Source organism: Methyloparacoccus murrellii (assembly GCF_054657115.1).
The window spans coordinates 1-14687 of the sequence record NZ_BAAHXD010000037.1 but is presented as its reverse complement, the minus strand read 5'-3'; the positions used below and the strand labels follow the sequence as shown (position 1 = coordinate 14687).

Sequence of the window (14687 nt, the reverse complement as noted above, 5' to 3'; positions counted from 1 at the left end):
TGCTGTTGCCCCCGCGCGTGGCTTGGCGCGGTTGTCGACCCCGCCGCGCCACGTTACCATCACACACTTTTTGAAGCTGGGATAAGGGCATGCTTGAAGGTAGCCTGGTCGCGCTGGTCACGCCGATGCAAGCGGACGGATCGCTGGACCGCGAAGGATTGCGGCGGCTGATCGAATTTCATATCGCCGAGGGAACCGACGGCATCGTGGCGGTCGGCACCACCGGTGAATCGGCGACCCTGGACGAGGCCGAGCATTGCGAGGTGATCCGGCTTGCCGTTGAGCAGGTGGCCGGGCGCGTTCCCGTCATTGCCGGGACCGGGGCCAATTCCACCGCCGAGGCCATCAGCCTGACCCGCCAGGCCAGGGCACTCGGCGCCGACGCCTGTCTGCTGGTCACGCCCTATTACAACAAGCCGACCCAGGACGGGCTGGTGCGGCACTACCGTGCCATCGCCGAGGCGGTGGACCTCCCGCAGATTCTCTACAACGTGCCGGGGCGCACCGCCTGCGACATGCTTCCCGCGACCGTGGCACAGCTGGCCGGCGTGCCCAACATCATCGGTATCAAGGAAGCGACCGGCAAACTCGAACGGCTGCGCGACATTCAGGCGCTCTGCGGGCCGGATTTCCTGCTCTACTCCGGCGACGACGCGACAGCGCGGGAATTCTGCGCGCGCGGCGGTCACGGGGTGATCTCGGTGACCGCCAATGTCGCCCCGCGCCTCATGCACGAGATGGTGGCCGCGGCCCGTCGTGGCGATGCCGAGCTCGCGCTGACGCTCGACGCCAGGCTCGAGGGCCTGCATCGCGAACTTTTCATCGAGTCCAATCCCATCCCGGTCAAATGGGCCCTGGCCGAAATGGGCCTGATCGGGACCGGTATCCGCCTGCCGCTGACCTGGCTGTCCGAGGGATGCCGGGACGCGGTGCGCGCGGCCCTCTGTCAGGCCGGGGTGCTGGATGACTGCTGACAGACCGGATTCGCGCCTGCGGGAGACGGCGCTCGCGCTCGGCGCGGTCGCCTTGCTCGGCGGTTGCAGCACCATCAGCGGCTGGTTTCCCGACAAGCAGAAGCAATATCAGTACAGTACCGAGATCCCGCCGCTGGAGGTGCCGCCGGATCTGACCGCCTCGACCATCGATGGCGTCAGTAGCGGACGCCGGCCGTCCTGGGAGTCGCCCGCCGCCGCCGAGGACGAGGCGACGCCGCCCGCCGACCGCGAGGCTACCCCGGCACCCTATGCCGAGATGAATCCGAGCGACGCCAAGGCGATCCGCGCCGGCAAGGCGCATCCGGCGCCGATACTGGCCGAGAGCAACCAGGATGTGCCGCTGATCGAGGTTCAGGCACCGTTCGACATCACCTGGGCCGAGGTCAACAAGGCCATTGGCCGCCTGAAGCTGGAGATCATCGACCAGAACCGCTCCGGTGGACTTTACTTCGTCCACTATGCCAAGGACCAGAAGCCCTACGAGGATCGCGGCTTCTTCGGCGACGTGGCGGAGATGTTCGGCGATGGTCCCGAGGCGACCAGGGAATACCGGATCAAGCTGGAGGAACGGGACAATGTCACCTCCATCTATGTGCTCAATGCCGAGGATCAGCCGCAGCGTGACGGCCCCGGGCTGGATCTCCTGAAGAAGCTGAACGAGACGCTGCAGGACACCGCGCTCGGCAAGAGCGACAAGCCGAAGGCCGCCGCGGATTGAGGACCGCGCCAGCCCGGGAGTCTCCTCCATCCGGCAACCGGTGCCGGCCTGACCGGCACGCGTGCCCGGCATGGGGTGCCGGCCGCCCGCCCAGCGGCTCATTCACATTCGTCTTCGACGGTCAGCGATTGGCAGGCGCCATCGGCCGTGCGGTAGGTCGTCGGGCGGTTCTGCCAGTACAGCGCGGTGATCGCCCCGAGCAGCAGCAGGGTCGCCAGCCATGGCAAGGGATTTCGCATGTTTGCTTCCAGAGTCGTATCGCACGCCGCACGCGTCGCGGCCGCTCTCCCGCCAGCTTACCGGAATGCGCCGATGATTCACGCAGGCGGCGGCCCGTTCCGGCCGACCGGCCGACCGCTCTGCCACGCCCCATACGCTTGCCACAACCTACAGGATAGTACGCATGTTCCTTACCCTTCCGGGCCCCTCCGCGCTTTCGGCCTTCCGTAACCGTCGCCTGCTGGCCGAACTGCAGGCGCGGGCACCAGCGGTGACCGCCGTGTCCGCCGGCTTTGTGCACCTGGTCGAGCTGGAGCGGCCACTCACGGCCGAGGAACGCGAGCGCCTGGTCCTGATCCTCGACTATGGCCAGCCGGCAAGGCCGGGGGCGGGTGGCCAGCAGTGCCTGGTGGTGCCTCGGCTCGGCACCCTGTCGCCATGGTCGAGCAAGGCGACGGACATTGCCCGGCGTTGCCGCCTGGACGCCGTCCGGCGCATCGAGCGCGGCATCCTGTATACGCTGGAGGCGGCTGGCGGGCCGCTGTCCGGGGCGACGCTGGTCGCCTTGCAGGCACTGCTGCACGACCGCATGACCCAGACCGTGCTGGATCCGGCGGAGGCGGAGGCGGTGTTTCGCCATCGGCCGCCGGCGCCGCTGGCAACCGTGCCGGTGCTCGCCGGCGGCCGTGCCGCGCTGGCATCGGCCAACCGGACGCTGGGCCTGGCGCTCTCGGACGATGAGCTCGACTACCTGACAGAGAGCTTCACCGCCCTGGGCCGCGATCCCACCGACGTCGAACTGATGATGTTCGCCCAGGCCAATTCCGAGCACTGCCGGCACAAGATCTTCAATGCCGACTGGGTGATCGACGGCGAGGTTCAGGACCGATCCCTGTTCGCCATGATCCGCAACACCCGCCGGGTATCACCCGCCGGCATCCTGTCCGCCTACAGCGACAACGCCGCCGTGGTCGAGGGACCGGCGACGCCGGTGTTCCTGCGCGATCCGGCCACGCTGGAATATGGCTACCGCGAGGAGCCGGCCCATCTGCTGATGAAGGTGGAAACCCATAACCATCCGACCGCCATCTCGCCGTTTCCCGGCGCGGCCACCGGGTCGGGCGGCGAAATCCGCGACGAGGCGGCGACCGGCCGGGGTTCCCACACCAAGGCCGGCCTGACCGGTTTCTCGGTATCGAACCTGCGCATTCCGGGTTTCGAGCAGCCCTGGGAGCGCGATCACGGCAAGCCGGGCCGCATCGCTTCGGCCCTCGACATCATGATCGCCGGGCCCCTGGGCGGCGCGGCGTTCAACAACGAGTTCGGCCGGCCCAACATCTGCGGCTATTTCCGCACCTTCGAGCAGCCCGATCCCGCGGGGCAGGGGCTGCGCGGCTATCACAAGCCGATCATGCTGGCAGGCGGCCTGGGCAACATCCGCCCGACCCAACTGGGCAAGGACCCCGTTCCCCCGGGCGCGCCCATCGTGGTCCTGGGCGGACCGGCGATGCTGATTGGTCTCGGCGGTGGCGCAGCTTCCTCGGTGGCGTCGGGCGAGAGCGCCGAGGATCTCGACTTCGCATCGGTGCAGCGCGACAACCCGGAGATGCAGCGCCGCTGCCAGGAAGTCATCAACCGCTGCAATGCCTTGGGCGCGGACACGCCGATCCTGTCCATCCACGATGTCGGCGCCGGCGGCCTGTCGAACGCCGTGCCGGAGATCATCCACGACGCTGGCCGCGGCGGACGCTTCGAACTGCGCGAGGTGCTCAGCGACGAACCCGGCATGTCGCCGATGCAGATCTGGTGCAACGAATCGCAGGAGCGCTACGTCCTGGCGCTTAAGCCCGAGGGGCTGGCGCGGTTCGAGGCCTTCTGCGAACGCGAGCGCTGTCCCTATGCGGTGATCGGCCATGCCACGGCCGAGGAGCGGCTGGTGCTGGCCGATCGCCTGCTTGGCGGGGATGCCGTCGACATCCCGATGGCGTTGCTGTTCGGCAAGCCGCCGAAGATGCTGCGCGAGGCGCGCCGCGACAGTCCGGCGCTGCCGGCCCTGTCGCTGGCCGACATCGTGCCTGCCGAGGCGGCACGGCGGGTGCTGCGCTGTCCCGCGGTGGCCGACAAGAGCTTCCTCATCCACATCGGCGATCGCTCGGTGGGCGGGCTGGTCGCCCGCGACCAGATGGTCGGTCCCTGGCAGGTGCCGGTGGCCGATGTCGGCGTGACCGCCACCGGTTTCCACGCCCATACCGGCGAGGCCATGGCCATGGGCGAGCGCACGCCGCTGGCGCTGATCGACGCGCCGGCCGCGGGCCGCATGGCCATCGGCGAGGCGCTGACCAACCTGGCCGCCGCGCGCATCGCCAGCTTGGCCGACGTCAGGCTGTCCGCCAACTGGATGGCGGCGGTCGGCGCGCCGGACGAGGATGCCCGCCTGTTCGATACCGTTCGCGCCGTCGGCCTGGAACTGTGCCCCGCGCTGGGTATCGCGATCCCGGTGGGCAAGGATTCGCTGTCCATGAAGACAGTCTGGCGCCAGGACGGCGTGGAAGTCGCCATGCGGGCGCCGCTGTCGCTCATCGTCAGCGCCTTCGCGCCGGTGACCGACATCCGCGCGACCCTGACACCGGAACTGCGGCGGGACGCCGGCGAAACGCGCCTGCTGCTGGTCGACCTCGGCGGTGGCCGCAACCGGCTGGGTGGCTCGATCCTGGCGCAGGTTCATGGACAGCTCGGCAATGTCTGCCCCGATCTCGACGATCCGGCCCGCTTCCGGGCCTTCTTCGCGACCCTCCAGGCGCTCGGCGCCGAGGGGTTGCTTCTGGCCTATCACGACCGCTCGGACGGCGGTCTGTTCGCCACGCTATGCGAGATGGCGTTCGCCGCCCGCTGCGGGCTGGAGGTCGATCTCGCGCCCCTGGGCGAGGATACCCTGGCGGCGCTGTTCAACGAGGAACTGGGCGCCGTCCTGCAGGTGCGCGTCGCCGATCTGGCAGCGGTGTCGGATCGGCTGGCGGCGGCCGGGCTCGGCGATTGCTGTCATGTCCTCGGGGCGCCGAGGGCCGGGGGCCGCATCGTCTTCCGCTGCGGCCCGGCGGTGTATCTCGCCGGTACGCGGGCCGAGTGGCAGTCGCTCTGGTCCGAGACCAGCCATCGCCTGCAGGCTCTGCGGGACAACCCGGATTGCGCCCGCCAGGAATTCGAGGCCATCGCCGACGATGCCGATCCCGGCCTGTCGGCGGTCACGCCTTTCGACATCGCCGAGGATATCGCCGCGCCGTACCTTACCAAGGCCCGGCCGCGCGTGGCCATCCTGCGTGAGCAGGGCGTCAACGGGCATGTGGAAATGGCCGCCGCCTTCGATCGGGCCGGCTTCCTGGCCGTGGACGTGCACATGAGCGACCTGCTCGAACGGCGGGTCACGCTGGCGCATTTCCAGGGCCTGGTGGCCTGCGGCGGATTCTCCTATGGCGATGTGCTGGGCGCCGGCGGCGGCTGGGCCAAGTCCATCCTGCTCAACCCCGGGGCCCGGGCGATGTTCGAGGCGTTCTTCCAGCGCTCCGATACCTTCGGACTGGGTGTCTGCAACGGTTGCCAGATGCTGTCGCACCTGGCCGAGCTGATTCCCGGCGCGGCCGGCTGGCCGACCTTCCGGCGCAATTTCTCCGAGCAGTTCGAGGCGCGGGTGACGATGGTGCAGGTGGAATCCTCGCCGTCGATCCTGCTGGCCGACATGGCCGGGGCGCGGCTGCCGGTGGTCGTCGCCCATGGCGAGGGCCGCGCAGAATTCACCGCGGCGCGCGCCGACGACACACAGGTGGCGCTGCGCTACGTCGACCATTACGGCCGCGTGACCGAGACCTTCCCGGCCAATCCCAACGGTTCGCCGGCAGGCATTACCGGCCTGACCACCCTGGATGGCCGCTACACCATCATGATGCCGCACCCGGAGCGCTGTTTCCGTGCGGTGCAGAACTCGTGGCGTTCGCCGGACTGGGGTGAGTACGGGCCCTGGATGCGCATGTTCCGCAACGCCCGGCGCTGGGTGGGCTGAGCATGCGGCGGGGAGCCATCGGGGCCTGCCTGGCCATCGGCCTGCTGGCGGGCTGCGCCAGCCAGCCGCCTGCGCCCATCACGGTGGCGTTCGACAGGGCCAGGGCCCGCAGCCAGCTGGCGCCGGGCAACAACGAGATTTCCGGTATCGCCCTCCTGTGGCTGTCCAGTGGCGGCGTGGTCTCCTGCGCGGGGGAGTCCGCCACGCTCTATCCGGCCACCGCCTATGCCCGCGAGTGGGCGCGCCGGGTCTACGAGCCGGTCGAGCTCGAACGTCGCCTGGCACCGCCGGATTTCTTCTATCGCCCGGACAGCCAGGGCGCAGGCGGGCCGGCCGTCGATACCGCCTTTCTTGAGACCAGCCGCGCGGTATCCTGCGATGCGGATGGCCATTTCCACTTCGGCAGTGTCGCCGACGGCGAGTACTACCTGGTGGCGAAGATCGTCTGGCAGCCGCATCTCTGGGACGAGCACAACTTCTACTATGGCAACCGCTACCATGATCTTGCCGGCAGCGTGATGAAGAAGATCCGCGTACGGGGCGGACAGAAGGCCACCGCCAATCTCAAGTGGTCGGTGCCGAACAGTCGCTGGAATCTGTGGTGAGGGTTCCCGGCGGGGCAGGGGTAGCCGGACTGCCGTTGTCCTCGTCGTGAGCGCGGGCCGGCTGGCGCGCTGGCGGGCGTTGTCGCGACACCGGCCGGTCCGCTGGGCGCTGGTGGCTGTGGTGATCCTGATCCTGTCGTCGCGCATGGACCGGGCCGCCCTGCTGTCCGTACTGCGGGGCTTCGATCCCGTCCATGGCCTGGCGATGCTGCTGGTCTGCGCGGCGCTGCTGGGGCTGTTCGCCTGGCGCTGGTCGCTTATCGCCCACGCCCTGGGTATCCCGGTGCGCTATGGCGTGTTTCTGCGCGGCCTGTGGCTGAGCCAGGCCATGGCCGAACTGGGGCCGCCGCTGCTGGTCGGCGAGCTGGCCCGCTTCCGTTTCCTGCGGGGGCTGGCCGAGGATGGGCGCCTCTTGCTCAGCCAGATCGTCGATCGCTGCTCCGGGCATGCCGTCCTGCTGCTGATGGCGGTGGGGTTGACGCCCTGGCTGAGGCAACGCTTCAGCCTGCCGGCGGGACCCGTTGCCGAGGTAGCGGCGCTGGGCTTGTTGCTGCTCGGCGCCATTGCCGTCGGCGGCTGGCTGGCGGCGCGGCTGTGGCCCTTTCTCGGCCGCTACGCGACGGAACTCGGCACGGTCCTGAATCCCTTGCGCCGGCCGGGCCATTTTCTCCTCTCCCTGCTGATACAGCTGCTGCTGGTCCTGAACCTGGTGCTGGCCGCCGCCGGGCTGGGACTGGCCGGATCGCTGGTCGAGGTGGCGCTGCTGGCGCCCCTGCTGCTGCTGGGCGTGAGCGTGCTGCCGGGGATGGTCTCGGACTGGGGCAAGCGCGAGGCGGCGGCCGTGATCCTGCTGGCGCCCGCCGGCCTGAGTGCCGAGCAGAGTCTGGCGGTTTCGCTGGTCTACGGCGCGGCGCATCTTCTGGTGGCGCTGCCGGGCGCCCTCTGCCTGGGGCTGGCGGGGGAAGGCCCCCAAGTAGCCCCGGACCGGCCGCCACGTTAAGATAGATGTCCCGTCCCCAATTTTTCCGGAGCCCGCCACGGGCTCTTCCAAGGTGGAATCCAGTCATGAATCAGTCCGAGGACACCGTGCCGGTTGCCCATAATCCCTACAATACCGACGATCTCCGCATCACCGAAATCAAGGAGGTCATCGCCCCGAACCAGGCCCACGACGAATTTCCCATCACCGCCGCCGCTGCCGAGGTGGTGCTCAAGGCCCGCCGCGAAATTCACCAGATCCTGAACGGCTCCGACGATCGGCTGCTGGTCATCATCGGGCCCTGCTCCATCCATGATCCCGAGGCTGCCATCGAGTATGGCAGGCGCCTGCTGGCGGTGCGGAAAGGCCTGGAGCGCGAGCTGCTCATCGTCATGCGGGTGTATTTCGAGAAGCCACGCACCACGGTGGGATGGAAGGGCCTGATCAACGATCCCGATCTCGACGAAAGCTTCAACATCAACAAGGGCCTGCGCACTGCGCGCAAATTGCTGCGCGACCTCAACGAGCTGGGCGTGCCGGCGGCCACGGAGTACCTCGATGTCATCTCGCCACAGTACGTTTCCGACCTGATCGCCTGGGGTGCCATCGGTGCCCGCACCACGGAAAGCCAGGTCCATCGCGAGCTAGCATCGGGGCTGTCCTGCCCGGTGGGCTTCAAGAACGCCACCGACGGCGGCGTTCAGGTGGCCATCGACGCCATCCACGCGGCCCGGCGCCCGCATCACTTCCTGTCGCTGACCAAGGCGGGACATTCGGCCATTTTCTCCACCACCGGCAACAAGGACTGCCATGTCATCCTGCGCGGCGGCAACGACCGGCCGAACTACGACGCGGTCAGCGTTCAGCACGTGGCGGAGGCCCTGGAGAAGGCGGGACTGCCGCCCACCATCATGATCGACTTCAGCCATGCCAACAGCCTCAAGCAGTACCATCGGCAGATGCAGGTCAGCGAGGAAGTCGGCGCGCAGATCGCCGAGGGTGACCGCCGCATCTTCGGCGTGATGGTGGAGAGCCATCTCAATCCCGGCAGCCAGAAACTGGAACCGGGCAAGCCGCTGAGCCATGGGGTCAGCATCACCGATGCCTGTCTGGGCTGGGACGACAGCGAGAAACTCCTGCAACAGCTGGCCGTCGCGGTGGTCAGACGGCGGGCGCAGACCTCCTGAGCGGAATTCCGGTGGTCTCCGCGGCCGGCGCCTGATTTCCTACTAATTTGCTGTAGAATTCGGGCCTCCGGACGCAGCGGTCGCCGCCGTCCCCGAGGGTGGCTCGCCCGGTGTTCGTTAACTTCGCATTGTTCACATCAACTGTAGAGGAGATCCGTAAATGAGCGTACTGGTTGGCAAGCAAGCCCCCGATTTCAAGGCAGCCGCGGTTCTAGGCTGCGGCAGCATCGTCGACGATTACAGCTTCTCCGAACGGACCAAGGGCAAGTACGTGGCCGTGGTCTTCTATCCCCTGGATTTCACCTTTGTCTGCCCGACCGAGCTGATCGCGCTGGATCACCGTCTGGACGAACTGAAGAGCCGCGGTGTCGAGGTGCTGGCGGTTTCCGTGGACTCCCAGTTCACCCATGCCGCCTGGCGCAACACGCCGGTCGACAAGGGCGGCATCGGGCCGGTGCGTTACACCATGATCGCCGACGTCAGCCATGCCATCTGCAAGGCCTATGATGTGGAAGTCGAGGGCGCTGCCGTCGCCTACCGCGGCACCTTCCTGATCGACAAGAGCGGCGTGGTCCGCCACCAGGTGGTCAACGACTTGCCGCTGGGCCGCAACATGGACGAACTGATCCGCATGGTCGATGCCCTGCAGTTCTTCGAGGCGCATGGCGAGGTTTGCCCCGCCGGCTGGAACAAGGGGCAGAAGGGCATGAACGCCAATGCCGAGGGTGTCGCCAGCTACCTGGCCGAGAACGCCGGCAAGCTGTAAGCGCAGTCGATAGATGGGCGCCCGGCATCGCCGGGCGCCTGCACGCAGGGGCCGGTCGTCAGGACGACCGGCCCCTTTGCGTTTTGCGGGGGAGAACGTTCAGTTCGATTCCGGCGTCGAGGTTCGTCGCAACACCAGGAAGTAGACCAGTACCGCCACGGCTGCGCCGACGAAGACCGAGGAGAATCCCAGCAGGGAGGCCATGCCGGTCGCGTTCTGCGCATGCAGCTGATTCATCATCGGCTTGGCTACCAGCAGGCTCCAGAGGAAGTTCGGGACGTAGTAGGCGATGGCGCCGCCGGCCGCCCACTGGAAACCCGGCAGGTGACGGGCCTCGGCGGTGCGGTAGTACCAGAGGGCGATGAGGATCGCGAGAATGCCGCCAATCATGTTGTTACCTCGTTGTTATCGTTTTTGGACAAGGGCACACACAGGACCGGTGAGCCCGGCACAGTGACCCGATGGCGATGCGTTGGTTCAGTCTGCCTGCCCGTGTCGGGCGTGGTTGCGGCGCTGCCAATAGCGGTAGAAGGGCAATCCGGCTCCCAGCAGCAGCAGTCCCATCAGGCTTTCCCAGGGCCGCCGGGCGACGATGCTAATACAGAACAGCAGCGCCACGAAACTGAATGTCAGCGGCACCCAGGGATAGCCGAAGGTCAGGTAGGGGCGGGGCAATTCCGGATGTCCGCGGCGCAGGGCGATCACCGCCAGCGAGGTCAGGCCATAGAAGCCCCAGGCACCGAGCAGGGCGTAGTCCAGCACCCGCTCGAAGGCCGCCTTGTCGTGGGCCAGCGCCACGATCAGCAGGGAGGCCAGACACCCTTGCAGTATCAGGGCCCGCCGCGGCGTCCGGTGAAGGGGGTCGATGGCCGACAGGCTGCGGAAGAACAGGCCGTCGCGGGCCATGGCGAAGAAGACGCGCGCGCCCGAGAGGATGGAGCCGTTGAGGGCCGCCAGGGTGGAAACCACGGCGGCCAGTGTCAGGGCCTGTCCGCCGGCCTGGCCGAGCAGTCGTGTTGCCACATCCTGCGCCACCCGCTGCGAGTGCTGGACCTCCGGGAAGGGCAGGACGTAGAAATAGGCCAGGTTGGCCAGCATGTAGACCGTGGCGACGCCCAGAATCCCGACCAGCAGTACCCGGGGAATGGTTCGGTGCGGGTCGCGGATCTCCCCGCCGACCAGGGTCAGGTTGTGCCAGCCGTCGTAGGCCCACAGCGCCGCGGCCAGGGCCGCCCCGTAGGCGGCGAGCCTGTCCGGCAGGTCGCATGCCGGCATGGCCGGGGCAGGGTCGGAAAAATGTGTCCAGTTTCCCTGGCCGCTGCCGAAGGCGAGCATCACCAGCCCGAGGATCGCGCCGATCTTCAGCGTTGTCAGCACGCCTTGCAGGGCGCCGCCCCGGGCCACGCCGAACAGGTTCGCCATGGTCAGCAGGGCGATGCAGCCTATCGCCACCACCTGCTGGCCGGAGAGCCGCAACAGCCCCCAGTGCAGCCAATCGGCCTCCAGTCCCGGCAGGAGGTAGCCGATGAACAGGCTGGCGGCGATGCCGATGGCGGCGATGGAGCCGGTCTTGCCAATGACGATCTGCTGCCAGCCATAGAGAAATCCCCACACCGGGCCGTAGGCCCTGCGCAGGAAGGCGTATTCGCCGCCGGCCTCGGGCAGGCTGGAGCCCAGTTCCGCGTAGCTCAGGGCACCGCACAGCGAAAGCAGGGCGCCGAACAGCCAGACTGCGAAGACGCCCGCGACCGTGCCGGTTTCCCGCGCCATGGTGGATGGCACCAGGAAAATGCCGGTGCCGATGACCGTGCCGGCCAGAATCGCACCGGCACTGAAGGGACCGAGCGCACGCTGAAGCTCCGGGTGGAGCGGAGGACGGATCGGGGTGGGCACGGAATCTCCGGGGTTGGGTGCAGGTGAAACGGCAGAGTCTACCCGGATGCGCGCCGGCGTCCCGGGCCTTTGCGAAGGCACGTATCGAGCATTGCCGGCGGTAGGGTTGATAAGACCCAGATTGAATCGCAAGTTGTTGTCATTTACAGTGGCATATCCTTACGTTTTCCCGATTCCCTTTCCGACCCCGATCATGCGAATGTTGAAATTCCGCGTTTGCTGGCTGCTGGCAAGCCTGGTCTTGTGGCAGGGCATGGCCCGTGCCGAGGTGTTCTACAGCAAGGAGGAAGCCTTTGAGCTGGCTTTCGGCGTAGGCGCCCAGATCGAAAACCTGCCGGTGTTCCTCACCGACGAGCAGCAGGCTGCCATCGAGAAACTGGCCCGTGTCAAGGTCGACAGCCAGCTCTACACCTTCTACGAGGGCCGCCGGAACGGCCAGTTGCTCGGCTATGCGGCGATCGAGTCGCACAAGGTGCGCACGCAGCCGGAAACTATGCTGATCGTGCTGTCGCCCAAGGGTGAGCTGGCCAGGTCCGAGATCCTGGCCTTTCACGAGCCACCGGAATACAAGCCGCCGACAACCTGGTTCGGGACACTGCTGCACAAGCCGATCGCGGAGCTGCGGCTGGACCAGGGCGTGGACGGTATCAGTGGCGCAACCCTGAGCGTCCGGGCTTCGCTGGACGGCATCCGCAAGGCCATGGCGGTCTACCAGATTGCCGTGGCGGGAGCGGCCAACTGATGCGCTACTTCGTGACCGGCGAGCAGAACCGGCAGCTGCTGCTCAATACCGTGGTCCTGCTGTTCATGGTCTACATGCTGGTGCTGTGGATCAGCATCGGTCTCATGTATTTCCACAAGATGAATCTTACGGCCGATTCGGTGGTGGCGTACTACCTTGGCTCCGAGGCCAACTTCACCGAGCCGCGCAGCTACCAGAGCCTGCTGGAGGTTTCGCACGCGCATCTGTTTTCGATGGGCATGCTGGCGGTGACGCTGACCCATCTGCTGCTGTTCGCCCAGCTGCCGGTCCTGCTGAAGATCGGGCTCAGCCTCGCGGTCTACCTTGCCGCCATCGGCGACGAGGCGGCCGGTTGGCTGGTGCGGTTCGTCCACCCGGGTTTTGCCTACCTCAAGATCGCCATGTTCGTGATGCTGGAGCTGAGTCTGGGTTCCCTGATCGTCCTGGTGGCCTGGTCGCTCTGGCGGCAGCGGCATGAGATGCGGCTGGCGAGCGTCCGCAAGCGGGCGCATCACGCCCAGGCCAAGCACGCCGACGCCGCCAAGGGGCGTTCGCGCGCGCCGCGGCCCAGCGCTACCAGAGCCTGAGCCGCTCGACCTGATAGCCGCCTTCGGGGATTTCCGGCTTCTTGAGGGCGCTGGTCACGGTCTGTACCCGTTCCAGCTCCAGGGTCCGCGGAGGGTGACCCTTGAGCTCCCTGACGGCCACGGGAACGCCGCTCAGGCGCTCCAGATCCTGGCGGCCGAGCGCCAGTCCGAAGCGTGCGGCGATTGCCTGCGCCTGACCGGCAAGCCGCTGGCTCAGGCGGCTCAGGGCCGCCAGGGTCTGCGTGTCGTCAGCGTTCAGGTTCAGCGCCTCCGGCGTCGCCAGGCAGAGGTCCAGCTCGGTCGTCTTGCCGCTGCTGAGCCGCAGCAAATGGCAGGGAATGCCCGCCACGGCCTTCGGCTTGTCGGCGGATTTCAGCTGCGTGTGCTCCAGTTCCTTGCGGGCGATGTCGAAGGCATCCAGGGGGAAGTCACCCAGCATCCCGGCCCACTTTTTCCTCTGCTCCGGGCTGAGTCGCTGGATCTGGCCACTCATGCCGCGCAGCAGGGGAGCGATATCCTCCAGGTAGCCCGCCAGCTTGCCGACACTGGCGGCGTCGATCGGTGTGATGCGCTGGCGGCGGTGGTCGATCAGGGCCAGCTGCTCCCGCTGGCGGTCATAGACGGTCTCCAGCTGCGGGTCACCGCCCAGGCCCGTGATCCAGAGCATGCCATCCTGTATGCTGACAGTCTGTATCGCCGTCTGTCCGTCGTGCTGCCAGCGATAGGTCAGGATGGCATTGGCCCCGGCGTCAGGCGTCAACAGGGCCAGCGCCGCCAACAGGGTTGCCATCGGTCGAATGTTCATGATCCATCCCGCTATGAAAGGCCCCGATATCTCCCGCGCCGGCTGCCTGCGCAGCGTCGCTTAGCGGTCGGTGAGCCATGAGTCGTCATCATCACCATCACCCGGCGACTTCCAGCCACGCGCCGGGTACCCGCAGCCGGCTGCTGATCGCCCTCGTCGTGACGCTGGGCTTCGTGGTCATCGAGGCGGTGGCAGGCATTGCCGCCCACAGTCTGGCACTGTTGACCGATGCGGTCCACAACCTCACCGACGTCGCGGCCCTGGCCCTCTCCTGGCATGCCCTGAACTTGGCCGGACGACCGGCGCACGCCGGCAAGACCTTCGGCTATCACCGGGTGGGGATTCTCGCGGCGCTGGTGAATTCCACCACCCTGGCCTTCATTGCCGCCGGCATCTGCTACGAGGCCTGGTCGCGTTTCCAGGCCCCGGTGGCGGCGGTGGACGCGAACATTCTCATGAGTGTCGGCACGGCCGCGTTGCTGGTCAACGGGCTCACGGCCTGGCTGGTCAGCCATGGCGCCGAGCATGATCTCAATCTGCGCAGCGCCTTCCTGCACCTGCTCGGTGATGTGCTGTCGACGCTGGGTGCGATCCTGGCCGGCATCGGCATCTACCTGACCGGCCTGGACTGGCTGGACCCGCTCGCCAGCGTCCTGATCGCCGGCCTGATCCTCTGGAATGCCTGGCTGATTGTGCGCGAAACCGTCGATATCCTGCTCGAGAGTACACCGCGCGATATCGAGATGAGCACGCTGGTCCGCGACCTGATGCAGGTCGATGGCGTTCGCGGCGTGCATGACCTGCATGTCTGGAGCCTGTCGCGCAGCCTGCGTTTCCTCTCCGCGCATGTGCTGGTGGACGACATGCCGGTGAGTGCCGCCACGCATCTCGGCGACCGGCTGGCGGCGCTGGTGGCGCACGATTTCGGCATCAACCACGCGACCTTCCAGTTCGAATCCTCGGAGCGCTGTCCCGACGCGCTCTACTGCGATGCGGCCCGCCCCCGTCATGACGGAGCGTCGCATCCGCATTAGGCAGCCAAGGTCGCTCCGCGGCGGCGAGCCATCCGGGGCGGGACGCTGCTGCAGCGGGCCGACCTTTCGGGAAAGGCCCGCGCTTCCGGCGACCCCTATTTTT

At 67.4% G+C, this 14687-nt stretch carries 14 protein-coding genes; 10 read left to right on the top strand and 4 right to left on the bottom strand.

From position 1 onward, the window contains the following. The first annotated feature begins 89 nt into the window (after positions 1-89). Both dapA and bamC read left to right on the top strand, forming a co-directional pair. Positions 90-974, top strand: a complete 885-nt coding sequence (dapA, locus tag ACYQ1H_RS11115; RefSeq protein WP_460028105.1) for a 4-hydroxy-tetrahydrodipicolinate synthase — start codon at positions 90-92, stop codon at positions 972-974. Next, complete coding sequence (gene bamC / locus ACYQ1H_RS11110) at positions 964-1713, top strand: NlpB/DapX family lipoprotein (protein ID WP_460028104.1); 750 nt, start codon at positions 964-966, stop codon at positions 1711-1713. The genes dapA and bamC overlap by 11 nt, the downstream gene beginning before the upstream one ends. A 98-nt stretch (positions 1714-1811) precedes the next feature. Here the strand turns inward: bamC and ACYQ1H_RS11105 are convergent, their stop codons facing one another. Then, positions 1812-1952, bottom strand: a complete 141-nt coding sequence (locus tag ACYQ1H_RS11105; protein WP_460028103.1) for a hypothetical protein — start codon at positions 1950-1952, stop codon at positions 1812-1814. A gap of 164 nt (positions 1953-2116) precedes the next feature. Between ACYQ1H_RS11105 and purL the strand changes: the two genes are divergently transcribed. From purL to ACYQ1H_RS11080, 5 genes are all read left to right on the top strand, one after another. Beyond that, complete coding sequence (purL, locus tag ACYQ1H_RS11100) at positions 2117-5986, top strand: phosphoribosylformylglycinamidine synthase (RefSeq protein ID WP_460028102.1); 3870 nt, start codon at positions 2117-2119, stop codon at positions 5984-5986. A gap of 2 nt (positions 5987-5988) precedes the next feature. After that, complete coding sequence (locus tag ACYQ1H_RS11095; protein WP_460028101.1) at positions 5989-6591, top strand: hypothetical protein; 603 nt, start codon at positions 5989-5991, stop codon at positions 6589-6591. Positions 6592-6637: 46 nt separating this feature from the next. Continuing rightward, positions 6638-7591: a lysylphosphatidylglycerol synthase domain-containing protein gene (locus ACYQ1H_RS11090; protein WP_460028100.1), complete on the top strand. Its 954-nt coding sequence runs from the start codon at positions 6638-6640 to the stop codon at positions 7589-7591. A 65-nt stretch (positions 7592-7656) separates the two neighbouring features. Then, the gene (gene aroG / locus ACYQ1H_RS11085) at positions 7657-8757 is read left to right on the top strand and encodes a 3-deoxy-7-phosphoheptulonate synthase AroG (RefSeq protein WP_460028099.1); all 1101 of its coding nucleotides are present in this window, start codon (positions 7657-7659) and stop codon (positions 8755-8757) included. Between the two features lie 160 nt (positions 8758-8917). Continuing rightward, positions 8918-9523, top strand: a complete 606-nt coding sequence (locus ACYQ1H_RS11080) for a peroxiredoxin (protein WP_460028098.1) — start codon at positions 8918-8920, stop codon at positions 9521-9523. 99 nt (positions 9524-9622) lie between these two features. On the opposite strand, the gene ACYQ1H_RS11075 is transcribed toward ACYQ1H_RS11080, so the two are convergent. Continuing rightward, positions 9623-9913, bottom strand: a complete 291-nt coding sequence (locus ACYQ1H_RS11075) for a hypothetical protein (protein WP_460028097.1) — start codon at positions 9911-9913, stop codon at positions 9623-9625. Between the two features lie 87 nt (positions 9914-10000). Continuing rightward, positions 10001-11416 carry an APC family permease gene (locus ACYQ1H_RS11070; RefSeq protein ID WP_460028096.1) on the bottom strand — a complete coding sequence of 472 codons (1416 nt, stop codon included), beginning with the start codon at positions 11414-11416 and terminating at the stop codon, positions 10001-10003. Between the two features lie 199 nt (positions 11417-11615). Here ACYQ1H_RS11070 and ACYQ1H_RS11065 point away from each other — a divergent pair, with 199 nt between their 5' ends. Continuing rightward, entirely contained in the window at positions 11616-12158 is a 543-nt protein-coding gene (locus ACYQ1H_RS11065; protein WP_460028095.1) for an FMN-binding protein, read from the top strand. Further along, on the top strand, positions 12158-12745 hold the full coding sequence (locus ACYQ1H_RS11060) for a hypothetical protein (protein ID WP_460028094.1): 588 nt from the start codon (positions 12158-12160) through the stop codon (positions 12743-12745). Before ACYQ1H_RS11065 ends, ACYQ1H_RS11060 begins: the two co-directional genes overlap by 1 nt. On the opposite strand, the gene ACYQ1H_RS11055 is transcribed toward ACYQ1H_RS11060, so the two are convergent. Beyond that, positions 12732-13550 (bottom strand): hypothetical protein, encoded by an 819-nt coding sequence (locus tag ACYQ1H_RS11055; RefSeq protein WP_460028093.1) that lies wholly within the window; start codon positions 13548-13550, stop codon positions 12732-12734. The genes ACYQ1H_RS11060 and ACYQ1H_RS11055 overlap by 14 nt on opposite strands. Positions 13551-13627: 77 nt before the next feature. Here ACYQ1H_RS11055 and ACYQ1H_RS11050 point away from each other — a divergent pair, with 77 nt between their 5' ends. Continuing rightward, positions 13628-14584, top strand: coding sequence for a cation diffusion facilitator family transporter (locus ACYQ1H_RS11050; protein WP_460028092.1), 957 nt, complete (start codon positions 13628-13630; stop codon positions 14582-14584). Positions 14585-14687 lie beyond the last annotated feature (103 nt).